At 55.5% G+C, this 20522-nt stretch carries 17 protein-coding genes; 5 read left to right on the top strand and 12 right to left on the bottom strand.

Annotated elements, in window-relative coordinates; genetic code table 11:
- Positions 1–127: 127 nt before the first annotated feature.
- Together MED193_RS18965 and MED193_RS18960 are read right to left on the bottom strand one after the other, a co-directional pair.
- Positions 128–898, bottom strand: a complete 771-nt coding sequence (locus tag MED193_RS18965) for a cephalosporin hydroxylase family protein (protein WP_039967063.1) — start codon at positions 896–898, stop codon at positions 128–130.
- 378 nt (positions 899–1276) lie between these two features.
- On the bottom strand, positions 1277–2491 hold the full coding sequence (locus MED193_RS18960; protein WP_009811388.1) for a glycosyltransferase family 2 protein: 1215 nt from the start codon (positions 2489–2491) through the stop codon (positions 1277–1279).
- A gap of 783 nt (positions 2492–3274) precedes the next feature.
- Between MED193_RS18960 and MED193_RS18955 the strand changes: the two genes are divergently transcribed.
- On the top strand, positions 3275–4186 hold the full coding sequence (locus MED193_RS18955) for an NAD(P)-dependent oxidoreductase (RefSeq protein ID WP_302621676.1): 912 nt from the start codon (positions 3275–3277) through the stop codon (positions 4184–4186).
- Positions 4187–4452: 266 nt separating this feature from the next.
- On the opposite strand, the gene MED193_RS18950 is transcribed toward MED193_RS18955, so the two are convergent.
- Positions 4453–5118 carry an SDR family NAD(P)-dependent oxidoreductase gene (locus tag MED193_RS18950; RefSeq protein WP_039967062.1) on the bottom strand — a complete coding sequence of 222 codons (666 nt, stop codon included), beginning with the start codon at positions 5116–5118 and terminating at the stop codon, positions 4453–4455.
- Between the two features lie 289 nt (positions 5119–5407).
- On the opposite strand from MED193_RS18950, the gene MED193_RS18945 reads away from it, so the two are divergent.
- Positions 5408–6820 (top strand): deoxyribodipyrimidine photo-lyase, encoded by a 1413-nt coding sequence (locus MED193_RS18945; RefSeq protein WP_009811385.1) that lies wholly within the window; start codon positions 5408–5410, stop codon positions 6818–6820.
- Positions 6821–7020: 200 nt separating this feature from the next.
- On the opposite strand, the gene MED193_RS18940 is transcribed toward MED193_RS18945, so the two are convergent.
- The 4 genes from MED193_RS18940 to MED193_RS18925 all read right to left on the bottom strand — a co-directional run bounded on the left by MED193_RS18940 (position 7021) and on the right by MED193_RS18925 (position 11387).
- On the bottom strand, positions 7021–8631 hold the full coding sequence (locus MED193_RS18940; protein WP_009811384.1) for a PAS domain-containing sensor histidine kinase: 1611 nt from the start codon (positions 8629–8631) through the stop codon (positions 7021–7023).
- Positions 8632–9195: 564 nt separating this feature from the next.
- A complete protein-coding gene (locus tag MED193_RS18935) occupies positions 9196–9399 on the bottom strand; it encodes a hypothetical protein (protein WP_009811383.1) in 204 nt (67 codons plus the stop codon).
- A gap of 27 nt (positions 9400–9426) precedes the next feature.
- Positions 9427–10914, bottom strand: a complete 1488-nt coding sequence (locus MED193_RS18930; RefSeq protein ID WP_009811382.1) for an NAD(P)/FAD-dependent oxidoreductase — start codon at positions 10912–10914, stop codon at positions 9427–9429.
- A gap of 11 nt (positions 10915–10925) precedes the next feature.
- On the bottom strand, positions 10926–11387 hold the full coding sequence (locus tag MED193_RS18925; protein WP_009811381.1) for a cupin domain-containing protein: 462 nt from the start codon (positions 11385–11387) through the stop codon (positions 10926–10928).
- Between the two features lie 135 nt (positions 11388–11522).
- On the opposite strand from MED193_RS18925, the gene MED193_RS18920 reads away from it, so the two are divergent.
- A complete protein-coding gene (locus MED193_RS18920; RefSeq protein WP_083790503.1) occupies positions 11523–12530 on the top strand; it encodes an AraC family transcriptional regulator in 1008 nt (335 codons plus the stop codon).
- Positions 12531–12579: 49 nt separating this feature from the next.
- On the opposite strand, the gene MED193_RS18915 is transcribed toward MED193_RS18920, so the two are convergent.
- The 5 genes from MED193_RS18915 to phnD all read right to left on the bottom strand — a co-directional run bounded on the left by MED193_RS18915 (position 12580) and on the right by phnD (position 17016).
- A complete protein-coding gene (locus tag MED193_RS18915; RefSeq protein ID WP_009811379.1) occupies positions 12580–13482 on the bottom strand; it encodes an HAD-IIA family hydrolase in 903 nt (300 codons plus the stop codon).
- A 58-nt stretch (positions 13483–13540) separates the two neighbouring features.
- The gene (phnE, locus tag MED193_RS18910; protein WP_254655477.1) at positions 13541–14350 is read right to left on the bottom strand and encodes a phosphonate ABC transporter, permease protein PhnE; all 810 of its coding nucleotides are present in this window, start codon (positions 14348–14350) and stop codon (positions 13541–13543) included.
- Positions 14350–15144, bottom strand: coding sequence for a phosphonate ABC transporter, permease protein PhnE (gene phnE / locus MED193_RS18905; RefSeq protein ID WP_009811377.1), 795 nt, complete (start codon positions 15142–15144; stop codon positions 14350–14352). Before phnE (MED193_RS18905) ends, phnE (MED193_RS18910) begins: the two co-directional genes overlap by 1 nt.
- Positions 15141–15914, bottom strand: coding sequence for a phosphonate ABC transporter ATP-binding protein (gene phnC, locus MED193_RS18900; RefSeq protein ID WP_009811376.1), 774 nt, complete (start codon positions 15912–15914; stop codon positions 15141–15143). Before phnC ends, phnE (MED193_RS18905) begins: the two co-directional genes overlap by 4 nt.
- A 121-nt stretch (positions 15915–16035) precedes the next feature.
- Entirely contained in the window at positions 16036–17016 is a 981-nt protein-coding gene (gene phnD / locus MED193_RS18895) for a phosphate/phosphite/phosphonate ABC transporter substrate-binding protein (protein WP_009811375.1), read from the bottom strand.
- A gap of 267 nt (positions 17017–17283) precedes the next feature.
- Between phnD and MED193_RS18890 the strand changes: the two genes are divergently transcribed.
- Positions 17284–18012, top strand: a complete 729-nt coding sequence (locus MED193_RS18890; RefSeq protein ID WP_039966405.1) for a response regulator — start codon at positions 17284–17286, stop codon at positions 18010–18012.
- Positions 18009–20504, top strand: coding sequence for an ATP-binding protein (locus tag MED193_RS18885; RefSeq protein WP_009811373.1), 2496 nt, complete (start codon positions 18009–18011; stop codon positions 20502–20504). Before MED193_RS18890 ends, MED193_RS18885 begins: the two co-directional genes overlap by 4 nt.
- Positions 20505–20522: the final 18 nt, after the last annotated feature.

Genomic DNA, 20522 nt, shown 5'->3' with positions numbered 1-20522 from the left:
AATACCTAGTATAGAAGTCGGCCTTTGCGCAGCCACGCGCAGCTCCTGCTGCACGTGGCTTTGATCCAGATTGGCGCTGTTCTTCAGCGCATCTGGTACATGTGGACAGCTTATGTCTGTCAGGTTTTCAGCGCACCCGACGAAGGTAGCCATTTTTTGCGACGGTAATGAGCAGTCGTTCATGCACCGAGGCATCAATTTCAAACCGTGACTCATCTTGCAGAAAGGCCCGCACGGCGGTTTGTGGATTGTCACCCTTACCCCAAGGCCGATTGGGATATGCGTCTTCTTCCATATCCTCGATCAAGGTATCAAAAACAACGCAATAGCTGCCCACTGACGTGAGATCGGCATAGGCCTTCAGCTCTTCAAGAACGTGATCATGGGTGTGGTTGCTGTCCAGACAGATCAGGATCTTTTTGTAGTCAGCCGCAAAGTTTCTCACTTGGGCAACCACCTCACTGTCAATGGACGACCCTTGGATCATCTCGATACGCGAGCGCATAGGGTGCGCATCAATAGCAGCAAGATTGTGCTCGCGAATATCAATATCGATACCCAGAACTTTGCGCGCAGAGCGGGACGGATCAAAAGTCTGTCCCGCTTCCATCGCCTCGGTCATGTCCAGCATTGCCAGCAAAGAGGCCGAAAAGATCAAAGAGCCCCCATGGGCAATGCCTGTTTCAATGATCAAATCTGGCTTCACTTCCCAGATCAGCTCCTGCATGGCGACAATATCCTGCGGATACTGAATGATGGGCCGCCCCATCCAATGGAAGTTATAAGAGTATTCAGCAACAGCGGAGGACTGCAGAAACGCCAAAGCTGAGGTCTGCAACTTGGTATCAGCACCCATTGCCTGGGTCCGGTCCTGAATATCAGATTGAAATTTGGTCATCGCATTGTCTTTCGTTGGGCTAGGTGCATTCATTTTCAGGTCAACAAACAGATAGTTCAACTGTAGGGACAGTGGTGGAATTGATATCGGGCTTATGCATGCGGCCCATTCTGTGTCTCGCAGCTCGATCAAGACAGGTGGATCATCAGGGTTTTCGGGTCTCGCGCCGAAACTAAACGGGGCGCGACCTGCGCAGGCAGTCTCGATTCCTTTGGCCAAAGCGTTGGCCATAGCTGCGATATCGACGACTTGGCGAACCATCGGATATGCGACCATCGGATATGCGGCTACCAGCGCGGCGCACACCGCGCGGCTAACAAACCCTTTGGCATCGGTCAAGAGTATCCGTGTTGTTACCTATCGCCATCCCAAGCGGCCTCAGCTGAATTTTTGCATCAATTCAGCTTCGGACAGGGTGGCCAGCGCCTGGCTCTCTGCGGCTGTGTGAAGTGGGTCATCACTGCTGCCAAGATTGAAAACAACGTCCGTGTGAGCAATGTCCTCAAGGCAAGAGACCCTGCGCACCGGTACGCCCGCAATCGAGCCCAGCGCCTCAAATGTCGCCTCAGGACAGTCTCCGATGATCGCGACACCCTGTGCGTCCAGCATTGTGGGCAGGGTTACACAGATGTATTTGATCGCCGCTGCGAGCCGGATTTGTTCCATTGGAATGGGCAGCGCCTTGACCAGTCCCAGCCCCCGCAAACGGGCTGCCAGCGCATAGGTTTCGACCGGATCGCCCCCCCGTTTCACCCGCAGACGCAGGGCGACCAACATCCGTTCCATCACGATGCGAAGGATCCCCTTCTCGGTCGCGACGATATCTTTCAATCCACCATGTTCTCGCGCCAACCCAAACATGTATTCTAGCCCGCCGCGATACTTGTCCCAGGCGCTCTGAACTTCGAGGTGACCAAGCTGCGCCCGGTTATCACCTTCAAAGTGACGCGAGACAGAAACATAGAAGGGATCAGAGGCATAAATGAGATCCCCGGCCCCCAAATATTCGCAGGGCACCGTAAAGGCCCAGAAAGCAAGGTCATTTGCCTGCGGATTGAGCCGCTTCACGACCTCGGAGCGCACGATGGAAATCTCAGAGAAGACCTTGTGATCCAGCACATGGGTCAGAAGTTTCGCATAGTTTCCACGCGGGATGACCACGTTCTTGGGCTGCGTATAAAGAGGCGCATTCTCGACATCCAGAACCAAGTCATGGACCTTCCAGGGGGCATAAAGCGCCGAAGCCTTTGGGTTGGCGTCAAGAAGTGCAATCGCCGAAATGACCCCTGCGGAATGGAGGCGATCATCATCCGCCAGGTAAACAGCATAGGTTCCTTTTGCTGCACGCATGACGGCCTGAATATTGCGAAGTGCGCCTACGTTTTCGGACTGCCGGATATATCTCAGTGGCAATCGGCTCTCAGCTTCGGTGACCACCGACTGAGTTTCGTCGCTCGACGCATTATCAGATACGATGATTTCGCAAGCAAAGGGGAACTCAGCCACATTCTGTTCAAGCGCCTGTAACAGCGTTGCAAGATAGCGGGCGCGTTCAAAGGTCGGGATACAGATGCTTAGTTTGATATCTGACATGTATAACTATCTTCGCTTTCTAAGTGGCTGCATTAGGCAAGTAGCGCGGCTTCCAAAGCCGCACTCTGTTCTGGCCATGGTTCGAGCAGGGGGCAGCCGCCAGGGGGCCTCGCCACTGCGCGCGACACGGCGTTCTCCCGATCGCATTTGAACCCAGGTTTGCGCATCAATCAGCCCATGGGCAGTGCAACGGGCAGTGCAACGGGCAGTGCAACGGGCAGTGCAACGGGCAGTGCAACGGGCAGTGCAACGGGCAGTGCAAAATTCCTTGATCTTATGGCTTAGGTTGCTGCAACCGATCACAAAATCAGAGAGACGGCGAGCGCAAAGCATATTCAGGATATCCTGGAGTGTTGGCTTGGTCTCGATCATCGGACCAGGCCCGACTTGGGATCTTTCGGTGATCGCACCCCCACATTCTCCGGCAAGTATAACGACCTTCATGCGTCTTCCATTGCTTTGCAGTTTCACCACATCGCTTGGATAGCAGCATCGTAGTTAACTTTTGGTGCACGCCCCTCAACAGCGAAGGGTTTGCGCTCATGCCGGAAAGTGCAGTAGTCCTACCCCAGGCGCGCGACGCATCGGTTGGGGGCATTGTCCAAAGCGGCGCTGGAGTGTGTTGATGGCCTAGCCAGAGGAGAAGAAATCCGCCATTGGCGCGTTACGAAACCCTCTTTAAGCTGTCACATATCGAAGGCGCCACCACGGCTACGCGTGTTGCCAGGGGCGCGCGCATTGCATAACGACTTGGGTGCCTTCTGTGCAGGGCGTTCATCATAGATACAATTACAAAAATCGAGGGAACTCAACATGGTAAAGGCAGCTTTTCTGGGTCTGGGAGTAATGGGGTATCCCATGGCCGGGTATCTGCAAAAGGCAGGGTACGAGGTCACAGTCTATAACCGGACAACGGCAAAAGCCGAAAAATGGGCCGCTGAATACGGCGGCGAATTTGCCACCACACCACGCGAAGCCGCAAAGGGAGCCGAGTTTGTTTTTGCCTGTGTCGGCAATGATGATGACCTGCGCAGTGTTTGTCTGGGTGACGATGGGGCCTTGGCGGGCATGGAGTCTGGCGCGGTTTTCGTTGACCACACAACCGTGTCGGCAAAGGTCACACGAGAACTCTATGCCCTGGCCCAAGAGGCAGGTGTGAGTTTTGTCGACGCGCCTGTCTCCGGTGGCCAGGCTGGTGCCGAGAACGGGCAACTGGTTGTAATGTGCGGTGGTGACCAATCGGCCTTTGACAGAGCCGAAGCGCTGATCGGTGCTTTTGCAAAGAAATGCACCCGTTTGGGAGACAGCGGTGCTGGGCAATTGACCAAAATGGTCAACCAGATCTGTATTGCAGGGCTGGTGCAGGGGCTGTCAGAAGGGCTGCATTTCGCCGAAAAAGCCGGACTTGATGGGGGGGCGGTTATCGATGTGATTGGTGGCGGCGCTGCAGGCAGCTGGCAGATGGTAAACCGGTATGAGACCATGCTGGACGACCAGTTTGAGCATGGGTTTGCGGTTGACTGGATGCGCAAGGACCTGGGCATCTGCCTTGCGACTGCAGATGAGAACGGGGCGAGCCTGCCCGTGACGGCCTTGGTCGATCAGTTCTACAAGGATGTGCAAAAACTTGGCGGCGGTCGATGGGATACCTCGAGCCTGCTCAGGCGACTGCGCGCGCTGGATTCAGATAGCTAAGGCTGCTCGATCCTAAGGACGAGATCATTGGGTTTTCCCGCTGCGGATCTTACAAAATTTTGACATGCGATCGCCGTGGCCAGACCTGCTTTTACCCGAGCAGTCTGGCCCGCTGGATCAACAGATACGTTAGAGCCAATGGCTCCCCTTTTTTGGGCGGTGCTTTTTGCCCCGCTTAGGCTCTCCTAGACCTGTCAACCGCGATGAACGAACCCCAAGGGTTTGAAAGCGAAAAACACTCCCAACGCCATAAAGAGGGCGCTGCGTCACCAAGGCACAGGTTTGCCAGCCCAGTCGAAAAAGCCACCTGTTTGGGCCGGAGACAGCTGATCCAGAACCTCTAATAGGTTTGCAGCCGCGGCGCTTGGCGCGACCTTCTGGTGGCCCGGATACCCATCGGTAAATGTGGTCTCCACCGTACCGGGGTGCAGCGAGACAACAATGGCCTCTTTGCGCTTTCTTGCGATCTCGATTGCGGCCGTTCGCACGATCTGATTGGCTGCGGCCTTGGCAGCCCGATAGCTGTACCATCCGCCAAGGCGGTTATCTCCGATCGACCCGACACGGGCCGTGAGAACGCCAACAACGCAGCGGCCATCTTTTGGCAAAAGCCTCGGCAGATTTTTTAGAACCAAGGCAGGTCCGATCGCATTTACAGCCATGACCTGAGCCATATTGTCTGCGCTAATCTGCGCGAGGGACTTTTCAGGTCCTGCACCTTTGGGTGCCAGGATACCGCTGGCTATCAATACGGTATCGAAGGGGCCACAAAGCCCCTGCATAACCTGCTCAACAAGCGCAGGGTCGGTTAGATCGAGGCCATCCATGGCCCGAGACAGGCGCGTCACCTCAGCCCCTCCTGTTTCGAGGGCCCTCGAGAGCGCCGCCCCGATACCACCAGACGCCCCTATGACAAGCGCGCGATCTTTCATGTTGTCGCTGCCTGTGGCAAAAGGCAGCAGTGCCAGAAAGACAAACGAGCCTGATATCCTGGCAGGCCGCTGTGACACAAAGAACAGTTCCCAGATGGTATCTTACGTTTTTTCACATCATTCACCCAACTCAACCGGACCCGATGGGTAATCACGCCCATTATGCTCTGTCATTCTTTCACTACGGCTCAGCCCCGAAATCAGATCACATGCAAAAGCTAAACCAATGAGTGAACCATTCTGTCTTGGCCTTCGTATTGAGTAAAAGAGAAGCAAAAGCTGCGCAGAGATGACCCTTTCAAAACCCATAATTATCTGGTTCCGCAAAGACTTCAGGCTTGCCGATCATCAGGCGCTTTTTGCGGCGAGCAACAGCGAACGCCCTGTTATTCCTGTCGTCGTGCTTGATGAGCTTACCCAAACATACGGGGCAGCTCCCAAATGGCGCCTATCCAAAGCGATTGAACACTTCGCTGATCGCCTGAACCAGGTCGGATCCCGCCTGATCCTGCGTCGCGGACCTGCCGCTCAGGAGCTGCTGGCCCTGGCACAAGAAACCGGTGCCGGGGATATCTGGTGGACCCGCGCCTATGACCCAGACGCTATTGCGAGAGACACCAAGGTCAAATCGACATTAACAGACGCAGGTTTCAAAGCCAAAAGCTGGCCTGGTCAGCTTTTGTTTGAACCCTGGGCGGTGAAGACAAAACAGGGCGGTTTCTTCAAAGTTTACAGCCCGATGTGGCGTGCGGTAAAAGACCTGGATGTCGCAGCGCCTTCCCCTGCCCCAAAGTTTCTGATGGCACCCGAAACATGGCCGGTCTCTGACCCTCTTCAGGGTTGGCAGCTGGACAAAGGCATGCAGCGCGGGGCGCGGATCCTGTCGGCCCACGCATGCGTTGGCGAAGTTGCAGCCAATACGCGCCTGGCCCAGTTTCTGGATGTGGCAATAGACGGCTACAAGGAGCGCCGCGATTACCCGGCGCTGAACGCGACCTCTGGCCTATCCGAAAACCTGGCCTGGGGTGAAATCGGGCCCGCTACGGTCTGGCATGCCGGACTGCGCGCGCATCTGGAGGGGCAGCGCGGGGCTGAGCACTTTCTGAAAGAACTGGTGTGGCGCGAGTTCGCCTATCATCTGGCTTTTCATACTCCCAAGATCACACAAGAGAACTGGAAGTCGCAGTGGAATGACTTTCCCTGGTCCGAGCATGAGGACGAAGCGGTTCTGCGATGGAAACAGGGGCGGACTGGCGTTCCCCTTGTCGATGCTGCCATGAGGGAACTTTATGTCACCGGCCACATGCATAATCGCAGTCGCATGATTGTCGCATCCTTTCTCACCAAACACATGCTTAAGCATTGGCGCATTGGACAAAAATGGTTTGAGGACTGTCTGATTGACTGGGACCCCGCCGCAAATGCGATGGGCTGGCAATGGGTAGCCGGTTGCGGACCAGATGCTGCGCCCTATTTCCGAATTTTCAACCCTGAAACCCAGGCCAAAAAGTTCGATGCAGAGCAGCAGTACATTCAACGGTTCCTGGCAGAGCGCGCACCGACGCCCGGCCCGGAAGCCCTGGCGTTTTTTGACGCTTGCCCGCGGGCCTGGGCGCTCTCAAAGGATGATCCCTATCCGACACCAATTGTTGGGCTGGCTGAGGGACGGCATCGGGCGCTAACGGCCTATGCCGCTCGTTGATCGGGCCAGGACGAAAGCTGCCCCCACCGCAACACGAGAACAACGAGCGGAGCCCCCTGGGATCCGGCGCTGGACCGTTTTAACCGGACCCGGCCTGCCAATTGTGACGCGGCATTTCCAACCCATCGCTTGGTTTCACGAGGGCCTTGTCAGCCTTGGCGCATCAAAGGGCTGTCCTATGCCGTCGTTGGAAAAGCATCTTAATCCAGGCTATTCAGGCAGGCCAATAACTCGCTTTTTCGAAATGGCTTTGACAAGAAACCATTCATTCCAATCTCACTACAGGCCTTCATGTCGCTTTTCTGTGCATTGGCAGTCAGGGCGATAATCCGACACTTTGTCCGCCCGGTGTCGTTTTCGTGTTGCCTGATCCTTTGAACCGCTTCTAAGCCGCCCATAACTGGCATAGAAAGATCCATCAGGATCAGATCGTATTTTGAGGCGAGATAGGCCTCAAGCGCGAGCGCACCGTTCTCTGCAAAATGCAGGTCCGCACCTGATGTGTTGAGCATTTTCTCGACCACCAACTGGTTGGTCTTATTGTCTTCTGCCACGAGTATTTGCATGCCCTGCAGCCCTTTCAGGGCCTCATCCCCCAGAACAGCCGGTTCAACTCTGCTCCTGGGCAGGCTTGGAAAGAGAGAATTCAGTTCGCTCACTGACGCTGACATCTGGTCGTCAGCAAGCTGCGCCTCCAGTGCAAGCGAGACACGAAAGGTCGTGCCTAGGTCAGGCGTGGATTTGACTGAAATCTCCCCTCCCATTCGCTCCACAAGTGCCTGGGAAATAGCAAGACCAAGCCCCGTTCCTTCTGATAAGTTTTTTTGCGTACCGCTCACGCGCTCAAAAGCCGAAAAAATGGTACCCAGTTTGCTTGCTTCAATTCCGCAGCCCGTGTCTGCTATCTCAAACTGCAGCGGGCCTGCCGGGGATCCCTGCCCATGGGAAACCGTAATCGAAACATGCCCTTCATCAGTGAATTTTATCGCGTTCCCGATCAGATTCAACAGGATTTGGCGGACTTTGCTGACGTCCCCGATGAATAGGGATGGCACGTTTTCGGGGTAGTTTACGTTAAATTTCAAGCCCTTGTAGGCGGTTTTGGCGGAAAGAAGAACTGCAATTTCCTCAATGAGGACACGCAGTGAAAAGGGTTCTGGGTGCAACGAGATCTTGTCTGCCGTGATCTGTGAAAAATCCAACACGTCGTTGATAATTTCCAGCAAAGCATTGGTAGAATTGAAAATCGTATCGGCAAATAGGGACTGCTCTTTGTCCAATTCGGTTTCTTTTAGCAGCTCACAAATACCAAGAATCCCGTTCATCGGCGTTCGAATTTCATGGCTCATATTGGCCAGAAACCGTTCTTTCGCCTTATTGGCTTCTTCTGCTTTTTCCTTGGCTATCCGGGTTAGTTCTAGGGCCGCGTCACGCTCGCGTTCAGAAGTCACATCTTCTGTAGAGCCAACCATGTGAGTGAGCTTCCCGGTGGAATCAAAAACGGGGGTCATCGTTGTGCGAATGTGACGTGTACCCTGGACCGCAGGCAGATTTATCTCGTAAGTCTTTTTTTTGGCAGAACGCGCCACGCTGGTATGAATAGCCAGCGCACGTTCTCCGGTGGAACCACCAAAAATTTCCAAAGCGGATTTACCGTACCACCCCTCTTGTGGAATCTTGGTAAACTCGCGGGAGCGCTTGTTCATCGCTATGTATCGAGGAACGCCATCGTCACCGACCTCCAAAACGATAACAGCCATGCCCACAGCATCCAATATGGCATAGAGATCGTTTACTTGTAGGCGATTCACGCGTCATTTCCTTTGTGCACAAGAACACCTGCCAGACCATCTAGGCATAAAGTGCATTCTTTTACATAACCTGATATTACTTTTCTTCTAACCAAAATCGGATGGGACCGCCAGAACAGGGCAAATTAGCGACTTGGCTATTTCACAGAAATATCGTCTTTCTGAACTGGCGGTGCAAACCGAACGGTCCTCACGGGCATATTTATCACTGTAAATTCCGTCACCCCCCGGATGATAGAAACGAAATGTGAAAAATATATTTCAGGGCAAATACTTACATCAATTTCCCGAGAGCCTTCGCGTTTCTGACGGATCTCAAAAGGACAGGTACTGAAAGCGGGATTTCAGATTATCTCCTATTTGGTGAACAAAATTATTGAACACCCGCAAAGGTAATCTCTCCGGGGATAAACTTTTTACTAGAAAGGTTCACCCCTAACGCGAAGATTTAGTATTTACATTATCAAAAGGGGATAAATAGGCCACCTATCCACGACCAGCGTCAATTCTCGTGTCCTCCCTGTCGGCAGGCCCCAGGGGAACCAGGCAAACAAAACGATGCATCTACAAAGACCCCAAGGGAGCAGGCGGCGTATCTGGCCAGATCAGATCAAATACTTCCCGCTCGCTGTCGCCATATGAAAGATCGCTGTCGATCCGCACCGAACCCTTGCGGTAGGCCGCAGCGCGCGCTGCCCAGAAACCGGGCAGCGCATCAGAGCCTTTGACATGCCCCATGTTGTTGAACGCATCGTCCCAATCGCGCATGTCGCTATACTCAGTGGTTAAGATCCACTACCCAGCCTGATACTCGGGCGCCGAGGCTAAGAATTCGCCATAAGCGTCGGCATCGGGAAACGAGAACTGTTCAGCCAGGGGATTTGTACGCTTTGTCTTGGTGGCGCCCATGTCTGCAAGCAGTTCATCAAAATGCTTGAAATGGAACGGTGCCGAACACAGGCCGCCATAGACCTGGGCTGCTGGGCGCTCCTTTCGCCGCCAGTTCAGCATCATGTCGATATTTCGGTTCATCTCAGTCTCGCTGGGCTGCTGGGCAAGTTGCCCATCTGCAAATCGCACCAGCCAGTTGGCGATCATTTCCGCCGACAAAATGGTGCAGAAACTGGAGTTGAAACCGACGAACCCCACTTCCGGCAGGTCCGGGTTCACCGACAACCGATAGACCCGGTATTGACCATCGCTTTCGATCAGCTTTTTGCGGTAGGCGTCGGGCAATACGGGCACGCCCAGTTTCCAGCCCACAGCCAGAACCGAAACATCACACTTAACCCGCTCGCCAGTGGTCAGAACGACGCTGTCGCCCTCATAGTGATCTATCGACCCCTGAACGAGGTTGAGTTTGCCGGATTTGAGGGTCTCAAAGAAGCCCGGAGTGACCAGGGGTAAGGAGCAGGAGGCCTCTTTCTCGATCGGCGTGTCTGGCACCATATCCCATTTCTTCAGCCCCAGTTGCAGCTTCAGCATGGCTTCCAGCCCGCGAAAATTGGCCCAGACCAGCGGCTTGGTCACTGCTGCAACCAGCTTCTTCACCGGGCTGCGCCCCCAACTGTTAAACTGCATCTCCTGCGCGCGCATGTAGAGCAGGTGTTTGAAGTTGATACCGCCTATAAAATAGGGCACCCGCCAAACGTTCTTGCGATAGACCATGGTCACCTGTTTGGCCCCATGATCCGCGGCATTCACCGCAATATCGGTTGAGGATTTGGAGCCACCAAGCACAACCACGTGCTTACCCCGTGCAATCTCTGAATCGGTGTATTCCGAAGAATGCATTACCTGCCCACCCTGAGCGACGAATTCTTCCTGTCCAGGATGGGTGATGATATTCATATAAGAGAACTGCCCAGTACATATGGCAACAAAATCAAAGTCCTCTTTGCGCGTTCTGCCAGCACTCTCCAGCGTTAGGGTCCAACCCGGCTTGCCATCACCGCGCCGCTCCATTCCCATCACATCCGTGTTCAACTGATACAGACGGCCCAGCTTATGCTTGTCGGCATAGGAATGGATATAGGCATGGACCTGCGGGCCCTTGGGCCATTGCGGATATTCCTCCGGCATCGCCAAGTCAGTAAAGCGATACAGGTCCTTTGGGCTTTGGGTTTGAACGCCAGGATAAGAGCGCGACAGCTCCCAAACCCCACCAAAATCGTGACTGCGTTCAAACCCGATGACCCGATGGCCTTTTTCATCAAATGCCTTGGCAGCGGCCAAGCCAGCGACGCCGCCGCCAATGACGGCAACTGTTTTTCTACGAACCATGTGGTCTCTCCTTACGCCTCTGGGGGCGGCGGCAGGAAATCAACCTCATGCAGGGCTGACAGGCGGACCAGTTCCTCAGGATCGGTCACGCCATCCAAGGCGCAGAAAAGATCATAAAGCTTGCGCGAGGGCGCGACGCCAAAGACGCATTTGGCCTCAGCACCTGATCGGTTGAAAACCCCGTGTGCCAGACCCATTGGCATTCGGATCAAATCACCCGGCCCAGCTTTGTTGGGTTGGACGTTGCCTTGTTCATATCCAAAGTCCACCTCTAGATGGCCTTCGATCACCAGGATCCATTCATCCTGCGTTGGGTGAACATGTGGCGGTACAAAGGTCTCAGCAGGCACTACGGCGTGCCAGATCATCGCATTATCCGAGTGCAGTTTTGGGGTATAAATATGGCCCACGACGTTCCAAGCGACGCCTTCAAGCCCTGTGTCAGTTGACGTAACTCCAGCTGTTTCTTTCATGTGCTTTTTCCCTGTTATGACAGAATGTCACAAACAGCCTAGTGCGCCATCGCGGTTTGCTTTGTCCAAATTGCGCAAGAAAGTGCATTCTCGAAAGTGCTTGCTTTAAGTTTAAAACTTTTTAGGCTTCTGTGCATGGCACCTGTATTCTTAAGGAAATCGGCTGATCCGCTGTGTGGGCACCGCCTGTTGCATTCAACTGACGTGGAACTTGCGCGTGCCTCGGTGGCAAAGCAATATTGCGATCACGACCTGATTCCAGGCCCCTTTCGCGACACATTTGACGCCTGCCATAATCATGCCGAAGGTCAAAGCCTATCGCTGAATTATATGCGATATGGCTGTGATGTGACGATCAATCCTGGTGAGCTGACCGATTTTTATCTCGTGCAAATCCCGTTGGTTGGAACTGCCAAGGTCCGCAATGGGCGCAAAACCGTAGAGGCGACACAGCGGACCGGAACGGTCCTCAATCCAACGCGTGACACCCATATGATCTGGTATGGGGGCTGCGAAAAATTGTTGCTTCAAATCGATGCCACCGCGTTGCACCAAACGGCTGAGCGTCTCTTGGGGCAATCGCTCTCTCATCCCATCGTCTTTGATCCCGAGGTTCGGCTGGAATCACCCGCGCTGAAAAACTGGGAAAGAAAATTCCAGGCTGCCGTCGCCGTTGCTGACCAAAAAGGCGCGTTCGGAGACATCCAGCACAAGCACCAAGCCCTGTTCGAAGAGGATCTGATCGCGGGCTTCCTGATGGCCCAACCCAGCACGATCCATCATATTTTGACACAGGCCCAGCCAAGCGTGTCTTCGCCACAGATCAGTCGCGCGCGCGCCTATATCCTGGAGAACCTTACGGAGCCAATCACCGTCGCCCAGATCGCGGCTGCCGCGGGCTGTAGCATTCGCAGTTTGCAACTGAGTTTCCAACAGAGCTTTGGCTGTACGCCCATTGGATTTGTACAACGGCAACGTCTGAACCATGCGCATATGCTGGCACAGTCTCACCCCAAAGACACCCTAGTCAGCGGCATCGCCTATGAAGCCGGCTTCTTTCATCTTGGCCGGTTTTCTATTGCCTACCGAAAGGAATTCGGCTGCTCTCCCAGAGAAACACTGGCGCAGAACCGGTTTTCGTAAGTTCCCACAGCATTCGGTATCGGCTGGCCCCAGACAGGCAACAACGCCGTTAGGTCGTTGTAACCACCCAATCAGGGCGGATGGCGGAGCTGCGAATGAAAGGCGCGATCTCGTGGCCGCGAAACAGACCGTGATCCGTTACCAGAATAGTCCCGATGCCAGCAGCGGCTCCGCCTAAAACATCCGTATGTAGCGTGTCCCCAACCATGGCAATGCGATGGCGGGGGATACCCGTTAGGCGGTCCAGAGCAACCTCAAAGGCATTGCCATAGGGTTTGCCAAAGAATTCAGCCCGCAGGCCCGTTTTAGCAATGATGTCATGTGCAATCAGCCCCGGCTCCAAGGACAGGCCCTCCTCGCGTGGGGCAACCAAGTCCGGGTTGGCGACAACCAATGGCCTTGGACGGTCCTGCAACGCCTGCACCACGGCAGCGGTGTTTGACTCGCTCCAGCGGGCAGACGACAGTAGCAGTATCCCTCCGGCGCTGTGCAGCAGGTCAGGATTTTCCGCCAAATGGGCAACCCGCGCAGAGACAGGCGCGTCGCTAAAGTCATCGCCAAAGGCCGCGGCAGCCCCCCATACCTGTGAGCCCGGCAATTGCGGCAGATTGGCAAAGGCGACATCGCGGCTGGAGACCACCTCAGTAGCGTCGAAATCAAAACCGAGCCGGTGGTATTTTGCCAGAATTTCGGCGCGCGTATAGCTGGCGGCATTAGTAAGAACGATCAGCCGCTTGCCCAGAGCGCGCAGCGCAGCCATGCGCTCCACCGCGCCTTCGATGGCAGTTTCGCCCCTGTTCAAAACACCAAAGGCATCCAGAATATAGGCGTCATAGTCTGCTGTGGTATCGCTCAGATCCAGCCCGGAGCGGGAGGTCAGAGGAAATTGAGCAGCGGGCAAGGCCGCGCGCAGGCTTTCATAGCGTTGAAAGGCCCATTTGGTGTCGATCATATTGTTCGGCCCTGTCAAAGAACGCCTTGGCGGCCAGGCTCGCTGGCCGCCGGAAGGTTTATAGGATTTTCTTGCGCATGTAAGAAGAAACCACCTCACCAAAGACAACAAGTGCAAGAATGGTGAGCAAGACCATGGAAACCTCGGGCCAGTTAAAGGTATCGATGGCACCCTGTAGGATCATGCCGATGCCGCCCGCGCCCACCAGTCCCAGCACGGTTGACTCACGCAGGTTGATATCCCAGCGCAGGATCGCAACTGCAAAAAAGGCGGGCATGACCTGGGGCACGATGGCGTAGAGCACAATCTTGAAACGGGACGCCCCGCAGGCCTCTAGGGCCTCAACCGGCTTCTGATCAATTTCTTCGATGGCCTCGCCAAGCAATTTGCCCAGAAAACCGATCGATCGAAACATGATGGCGACGATGCCCGCAACAATGCCGGGGCCAAAGATCGCGACAAAGAGCAGCGCCCAGATGATGGTATTGACCGAGCGGGACGACACCAGGATGAAGCGTCCAATCCATAGGGTCACCTGGTTCGGGGTGGTGTTCTGCGCGGAAATATAGGCGACCGGCAGCGAGACCACGACCGCAAACATCGTGGCCAATGTGGCGATGTTTACCGTCTGCCAGATGGCCTCTAGGATCGACGGCAGATTGCTGGGGTCCGGTGGCATCATCCGGCCAAAAAGATCGCCCATCTGTGTCGGCGCGTCCCAGACCCACTCCCAGATCACATCAATACTGCTGAGGGCCCAGGCCACGATCAATAGGGTTAACATCAAGCCGCCATAGCGCATCATGCGTTGGCGCAGCGTGAAGCGGGACCAGTGATCAAGGGTCTGCTGCAAGGGTTGAGTGTTCATCATGCGATCCGCTTTCTGATAAATCCGCTCACGGCCTCTGACACCAGAATGACGCCAACAATGACCATGGTGATGGCAAGGGCAAAATCATAGTCATAGCGGCCAAAGGCATTGGCTAGGGTGGCCCCAATGCCGCCTGCCCCAACAATACCAACCACCGCAGAAGCCCGAAGATTGCTGTCCAGCTGGTAGATGCCTAGGCCCACGAGCCGCGGCATGATCTGCGGCACAACCGCATAGACCAAGGTGGACAAAAAGCCCGCTCCAACCGAGCGCATCGCTTCAACTTGACCAAAGTCGATCTCCTCAATCCGTTCTGCCAAGAGTTTTGCTACAAAACCAATGGAGTACACCACCAGCGTCAGCGCACCTGCAAAGGGGCCAAACCCTACCGCCTTCACAAAAATGATGGCAACAATCACCGGATGAAAGCTGCGCGCAACGATGATGATGCCGCGCCCCAGAAAATAGATCGGCTTGATTGCGATATTGCGCGCTGCCATGAATGCCAAAGGCACCGAAAGCGCAATACCGCCCACAGTTGCCAGAATGGCAATCTTCAGGCTTTCCAGAAAGCCGTCGATCAACAGACCAGAGCGTTCAAAGTTTGGCGGAAAAGCCCCGTTGAAAATGCGCTGCGCCCGCCGCATCCCGTCAGAGACACGGTCCCAGTCGATAGGCAAAGTGATCAGGGTGACAACCACGTAGATGGCAATGGCTGCATAGAGCCCATAGCGAAGTGTCGGATTTTTGATAAAGGGAGGTTTGCGCCAGGTCGTTCTTTGCGTGCTCATGCGACAGCCCCGACTTCGGCGCGGTCCATGGCGGGAACTCCGGCATAGATTTCATCCATTTCTTGCTTGTCCAGCTTTCCCGGCTGGTCATCAAAAATGATACGCCCGTAGCGCATGCCGACGATGCGATCGCTGTATTCCTTGGCTTCGGTCACGTTATGGATGTTGATGATCACCGGCAGTTTCAGTTCTGAGGCCAAATCGCGCAGCAGTGACATGATCTGCTCAGAGGTCTTAGGATCCAAAGAGGCCGTGGGCTCATCCGCCAATAGGATTTCTGGCCGTTGCATCAAGGCCCGCACCACACCAACCCGTTGGCGTTCACCACCCGACAGCTCGTCTGCGCGTTTATCTGCGTAATGGGCGATGCCAACGCGCTCCATCAGCTCATAGGCATGGCGGATGTCGTCGCGCGGATAGCGGCGGGTCAGCGCCGCCCAGGTCGAGATATACCCCAAACGGCCCGACTGAACGTTTTCCATCACCGTCAGCCGGTCGATCAGATTGAAGCTCTGAAAGACCATGCCAATGCGGCGGCGCGCGCTGCGCAACTCGCGGCGGGTCAGCGTGGTGAACTCGGTGCCGTTCAGCTCGACTGAACCGGATGTCGGCTCAACCAGCCGATTGATACAGCGCAAGAGCGTGCTCTTGCCCGCCCCAGAGGAGCCGATAACGGAAGTCAATTGATCGCCTTCGACGGTCAGATCCAGCTCCTTGAGCACCGGATCACCGGCACCGTATCGTTTGGTCAATTTTGAGATTTTTAGCATTGGGGATCCTCGGGCATGGCCCAGCCATGCCTATGGCGTGCGCACCATGAAATGACGCGCAAGTCTGGAAAAAGGTCCCGGACAACGGCAGGCGCTGTCCGGGGTGTTTGCGGGGATCTGGTTACTTTCCAGCAAGCCCTTGTGGGGTATATTCCACACCGTTGGATTTCTGGATCTGACGGATAACCGCCCACTGATCCTGGTAGGTGATTGGAATGAATTTGCTCACGCCCGAGAATTCGTCACCCAGCTTCGTACCGGCGAAATCAAAGGTAAAGAAGGCCTCTTTGATCTTCTCCGCCAGCGCGGGGTCCAGATTATGTGCAAGGTTGAAGGATGTGGTTGGGAAGGGATCGCTCTCCCAGATCATGCGTACATCCTCAGCATCATATAGACCACGCTCAGCCATGCGTTCGACCACTTCTGAGGCCACAGGCGCTGCGTCATAGTCACCTGCTACAACGCCCAGCATGGATTGGTCGTGGGAGCCAGAATAGGTCACTTCGTAGTCTTTATCGGGTTCGATACCCAGACCTGGGAACAAGGCACGTGGTGCTTGGTTACCGGAGTTCGAGGTCGGCGAGGTATGTGCCACACGGCGGCCCGCCAGGTCTTTCACTTCCTTGATATCGCTGTCTGCCTGGGTGAAAACCTGCAGCTTGTAGCCAAACTGGCCATCCTCAGCCCCCATGATCGCAAAGGGCACAGCCCCTGCGAGGTTCACAGCAAAGGGGGTTGGCCCGGTGGAAAAGCCCGCCACATGCAGGCGGCCAGACCGCATGGCCTCAACTTCGGCAGAGTTCGATTGCACAGCAAAAAACTGTACATTCTTTCCAGTCACCTCTTCCATGTGGGTAATGAAGGGGGCCCAGATGTCTGCATAAACCGCTGGATCCTCGACCGGGGTATAGGCAAAAACCAGCGTATCTGGATTGCGCAGCTCTGCTGGATCGGTAGGCGTATCCGCAACCAGATCGCCGTTGGCGTCGCAATAAAGTTCATCCAGCGCGCCACGGTCGGCGCAGTTTTCGGCTGCGGCGGCAAAGGCGCTTGCCGACAGGATGCCAAGTGCGGTTGCAGCTCGGGTAATAAATGGTGTCATGGTTTCCTCCCTTTTCACACATGCCCCATGATGTTCCTCCAAGGGCAATGCGCTGACCCGCCCAAGGTAGGAGCCCACAGCACGCGGAAGCGAGTCCGCGTCTGTTAACGGAACAGACGAAAAGCAAGTTTAATGTTAACAATATTACAAACCCGGTTGCATGGATCCAGAATCTGGCATGGTCTGCGCCATTGAATCTGGCATATTCGACACCCTAGGCATTGGGATGCCCTGGGACGATGCCGGAATACTTAGGAAAAGGGTGCCCTGCAGATGAGCAAAGCTGAGCCGCTCATTGCCATTGTGGACGACGATGAAAGCGTGCGCACGACCCTCTCCGCTTTGATGCGCGAAAGCGGGTTCGCGGCCCTATGCTGTCCTGACATCCGGTCTTTCATGGCCCTAGGCGACCCACCACCAGTGGATTTGGCATTGATCGATCTGCGCCTGCGCGGAGAGTCTGGGCTGACCCTGGCGATCCACATTCGCGAACGCTACGAGATCCCAATTGTGATGTTGACGGGCGTTGGCGATGAGATCGATAAAATTATCGGTCTGGAAACCGGGGCGGATGACTATCTGATCAAACCTTTCAATCCCCGTGAATTGGTGGCGCGGATCCGCGCGGTGCTGCGTCGCTATGGGCACGGGGCCTCAAAACCCGGTGCGATCTCTGGTCACGGCATTACCTTTGGCAACAAACGCATCGATATCCAGACCCGTCGCCTGTTGGATGCTGAGGGTGAAGAGATCCCCCTGACCAATGCGGAGTATCGCCTGCTGGAATATTTCGCCCGCAATCCCAATCGAGTTATCCCGCGCCCCGAACTATTGGAAGAGCTGGGCTCTGATATGCAACGCTATGTGGATCGCACTATCGACGTATTGATCCTGCGCCTGCGCCGCAAAATTGAACCCGTCGCCTCCAAGCCCGTGCATCTGCAAACGCGCCGCGCGCAGGGCTATATCTTCCACCTTTCAGAAAACGGCTCATGATGGCTCTGCTGTCAAACCTGAGTGTACGGTTTCGCCTCTCAGCGGCGATTGCCGTTTTGTTTGGTCTCATCCTGTTAGTCAGCATGATTGGCTTGCTTGTGTTGAACCGGACTGAGCTTTGGATGAACGTGCTGCACAAGGAAACGCTGGCTGAAGTTTCAGAAGCCTTGGATCTTTCGCGGGAATCTGCTGATCTGGCAACATCGGCTCCGTTCTTGTATGCGCTCTTCCCGCCGTTCCAGCTGGAGCAGGAAAAGGCCAAGGTTTTGGATAACCTGGACCGGATCGAGGCCCTTTCAGCTGATGACCCGGTTTTGGACCTACCGGTGGCGCGGTTGCGATTTGCCATTGATGATCTGACGGCAGCATTGGAACCTCAGACCGCGCGGCAGGCTGCGTTGGACGCAATTGACCGTGACATGGTGCGGCTCAATCAACGGGTGAGGCGGTTCACCGCGGACACCAGCTTACCATTGGCTGAACGGCAGGTATGGTCGGGGTTGCAACAACTCACGACAAGCGCAATTGGCGCAGGGCGAGCCAATGCGCTGATCGAGCTGGGAGAATTCAGCCGACGCTACACAACGCAGCGCGAAGCCTTGATCCCGCAACTCTGGCCCGTGCACGCAACGACGTTAAGCGAGATCGAGCAAACAGCCCAACGCGGCGAAGGCCTGTTTGTTCTAAAGCACCGCGATCTGGCAGCCCGACTTGATGCAGAAAATGCGCTGTTTCGTATCCGCCAGGAGGCGCGCCGCGTCAGCACCTTTGCCGAGACCAAAGTCGCACTTGCAGAAGACCGGCTGTCCCAAGCCCGCGCAGAGACCTCGACCAACTTGCAAGTTGCCAAGAACGCCTTTCTCGCCCTCACCGTCGCCAGTTTGCTGGTGGCGATCACTTCTTCGCTCTATGTGTCACGCTATGTGGCGCGCAATCTGCAACGCATTGCCCAGGCCATGCGCAGACTTGCAGCCGGAAACCACAGCACCGAGCCCCCGCGGGGGCCAAATTCCGAGGATGAAATCGGCCAGCTCTATGCAGCCTTTCATGTGTTCCGGGAAAGCGCCCGCAAGTTGGAGCGCCGGACCCGGCAGATCGGTCATCAGAACGCCCTGTTTTCGCGGGTGTTTCGCAACATCAAGGATGGCGTGGCGATTGCCTCTTCCAAAGGGTGGATCGAGGCCGAAAACGAAAATCTGCGGGAGCTCTTGAGGTTGCCCCCCGCGCAGGACCGGACCCGCGCGCGGGTTTCGGATCTGATTGCAGAGTCCGGTTTCGCCCGCCGCACCTCTGCCAGTGAGCATGGCGGATTTGAAGAATATGCCGACCCCTCCGGCAACGTATTGGAACTGCGACGATCCCCTCTCCCCAATGGCGAAGAGGTCTGGCTGCTGTCTGAAACCACGGAACGCAAACGGGTCGAGAAACGGCTGGAAGAAATTCGTCGGGTCGAGGCGCTGGGAAAGGTCTCTGGGGAAGTCGCCCATGATTTTGGCAATATCCTGTCGAGCATTTCCGGAAACTTGCATCTCTTGGAGAGCGCGGACCCTGACGACGCCCGGCGTCTTCATACCCGCCTGCGGTCGGCCCTTGATCTGGGGGTGTCCTTGACAGAGCGCCTGTTGGCCTTTGCGCGCAAACAACACCTGGAGCCACAGGTAACGGACATCGGATTGCTCATTGAGGGAATGGCGGATCTGTTGGAAATCGCTGTGCCAAGCGCGGTGTCGATGGAGTTTGAAATTCCGTCTGAACCTGTTCTTGCCAGAGTAGACCCGGGGCAGTTGGAAAGCGCAGTGTTAAATCTCTGCGTCAATGCAGGCCAAGCGATCCGTGAGACGGGGCATATCCGCGTCTGCGTAACAGGTGAAGTCGGCGCTAAGCTTTCTATCTGCGACAATGGCTCTGGGATGACACCCGAGGTACTGCGTCAGGCAACGGAGCCATTTTACTCCAATCGCAACGATGGCAGCGGCACAGGGCTGGGTCTGTCGATGGTCGACGGTTTTGTTCATCAGTCTGGTGGCGAACTCACCCTCAGCTCTCAAACAGAAGGTCCGCATCGGGGCACCACCGTGACGCTCACATTCCCCGCCCTGACAGAGGATACCAGCCAATCCGATAAGACGCTGACACCAGGAACGGCTTTGGTGATTGATGACGACCCTGCCTACCTGGCATCTGCATCAGAAACCCTAGAGCGTTTGGGCTTTAACGTTATCCGTGCAGAAAGTTTCAACGAGGGGCGCGCGCAACTCCACCGACAGCGCGAGCTGGATCTCGTGCTGAGCGACCTGAACCTGGACAATGGGGCTTCGGGCTGGGAACTGCTCCAACTCGGACACAGCCTGTTTCCAACCTGTCGGTTGGCTTTGATGTCGACCCGCGAAATATACCGTGTCCCAAAGGAACTTGAGGCAGCTGCACAGCCAGCGAAACTACCCAAGCCCTTTACGGAGGCGATGATGCGGATGTTGATTGCCGCGCCCTGACCCGTTGAACCCCATCGT

Origin of the sequence: Roseobacter sp. MED193 (assembly GCF_000152965.1) — a bacterium.
In the GTDB taxonomy this organism is placed as follows: Bacteria; Pseudomonadota; Alphaproteobacteria; order Rhodobacterales; family Rhodobacteraceae; genus Pseudophaeobacter.
This window is presented reverse-complemented; position numbering and strand designations above follow the sequence as displayed.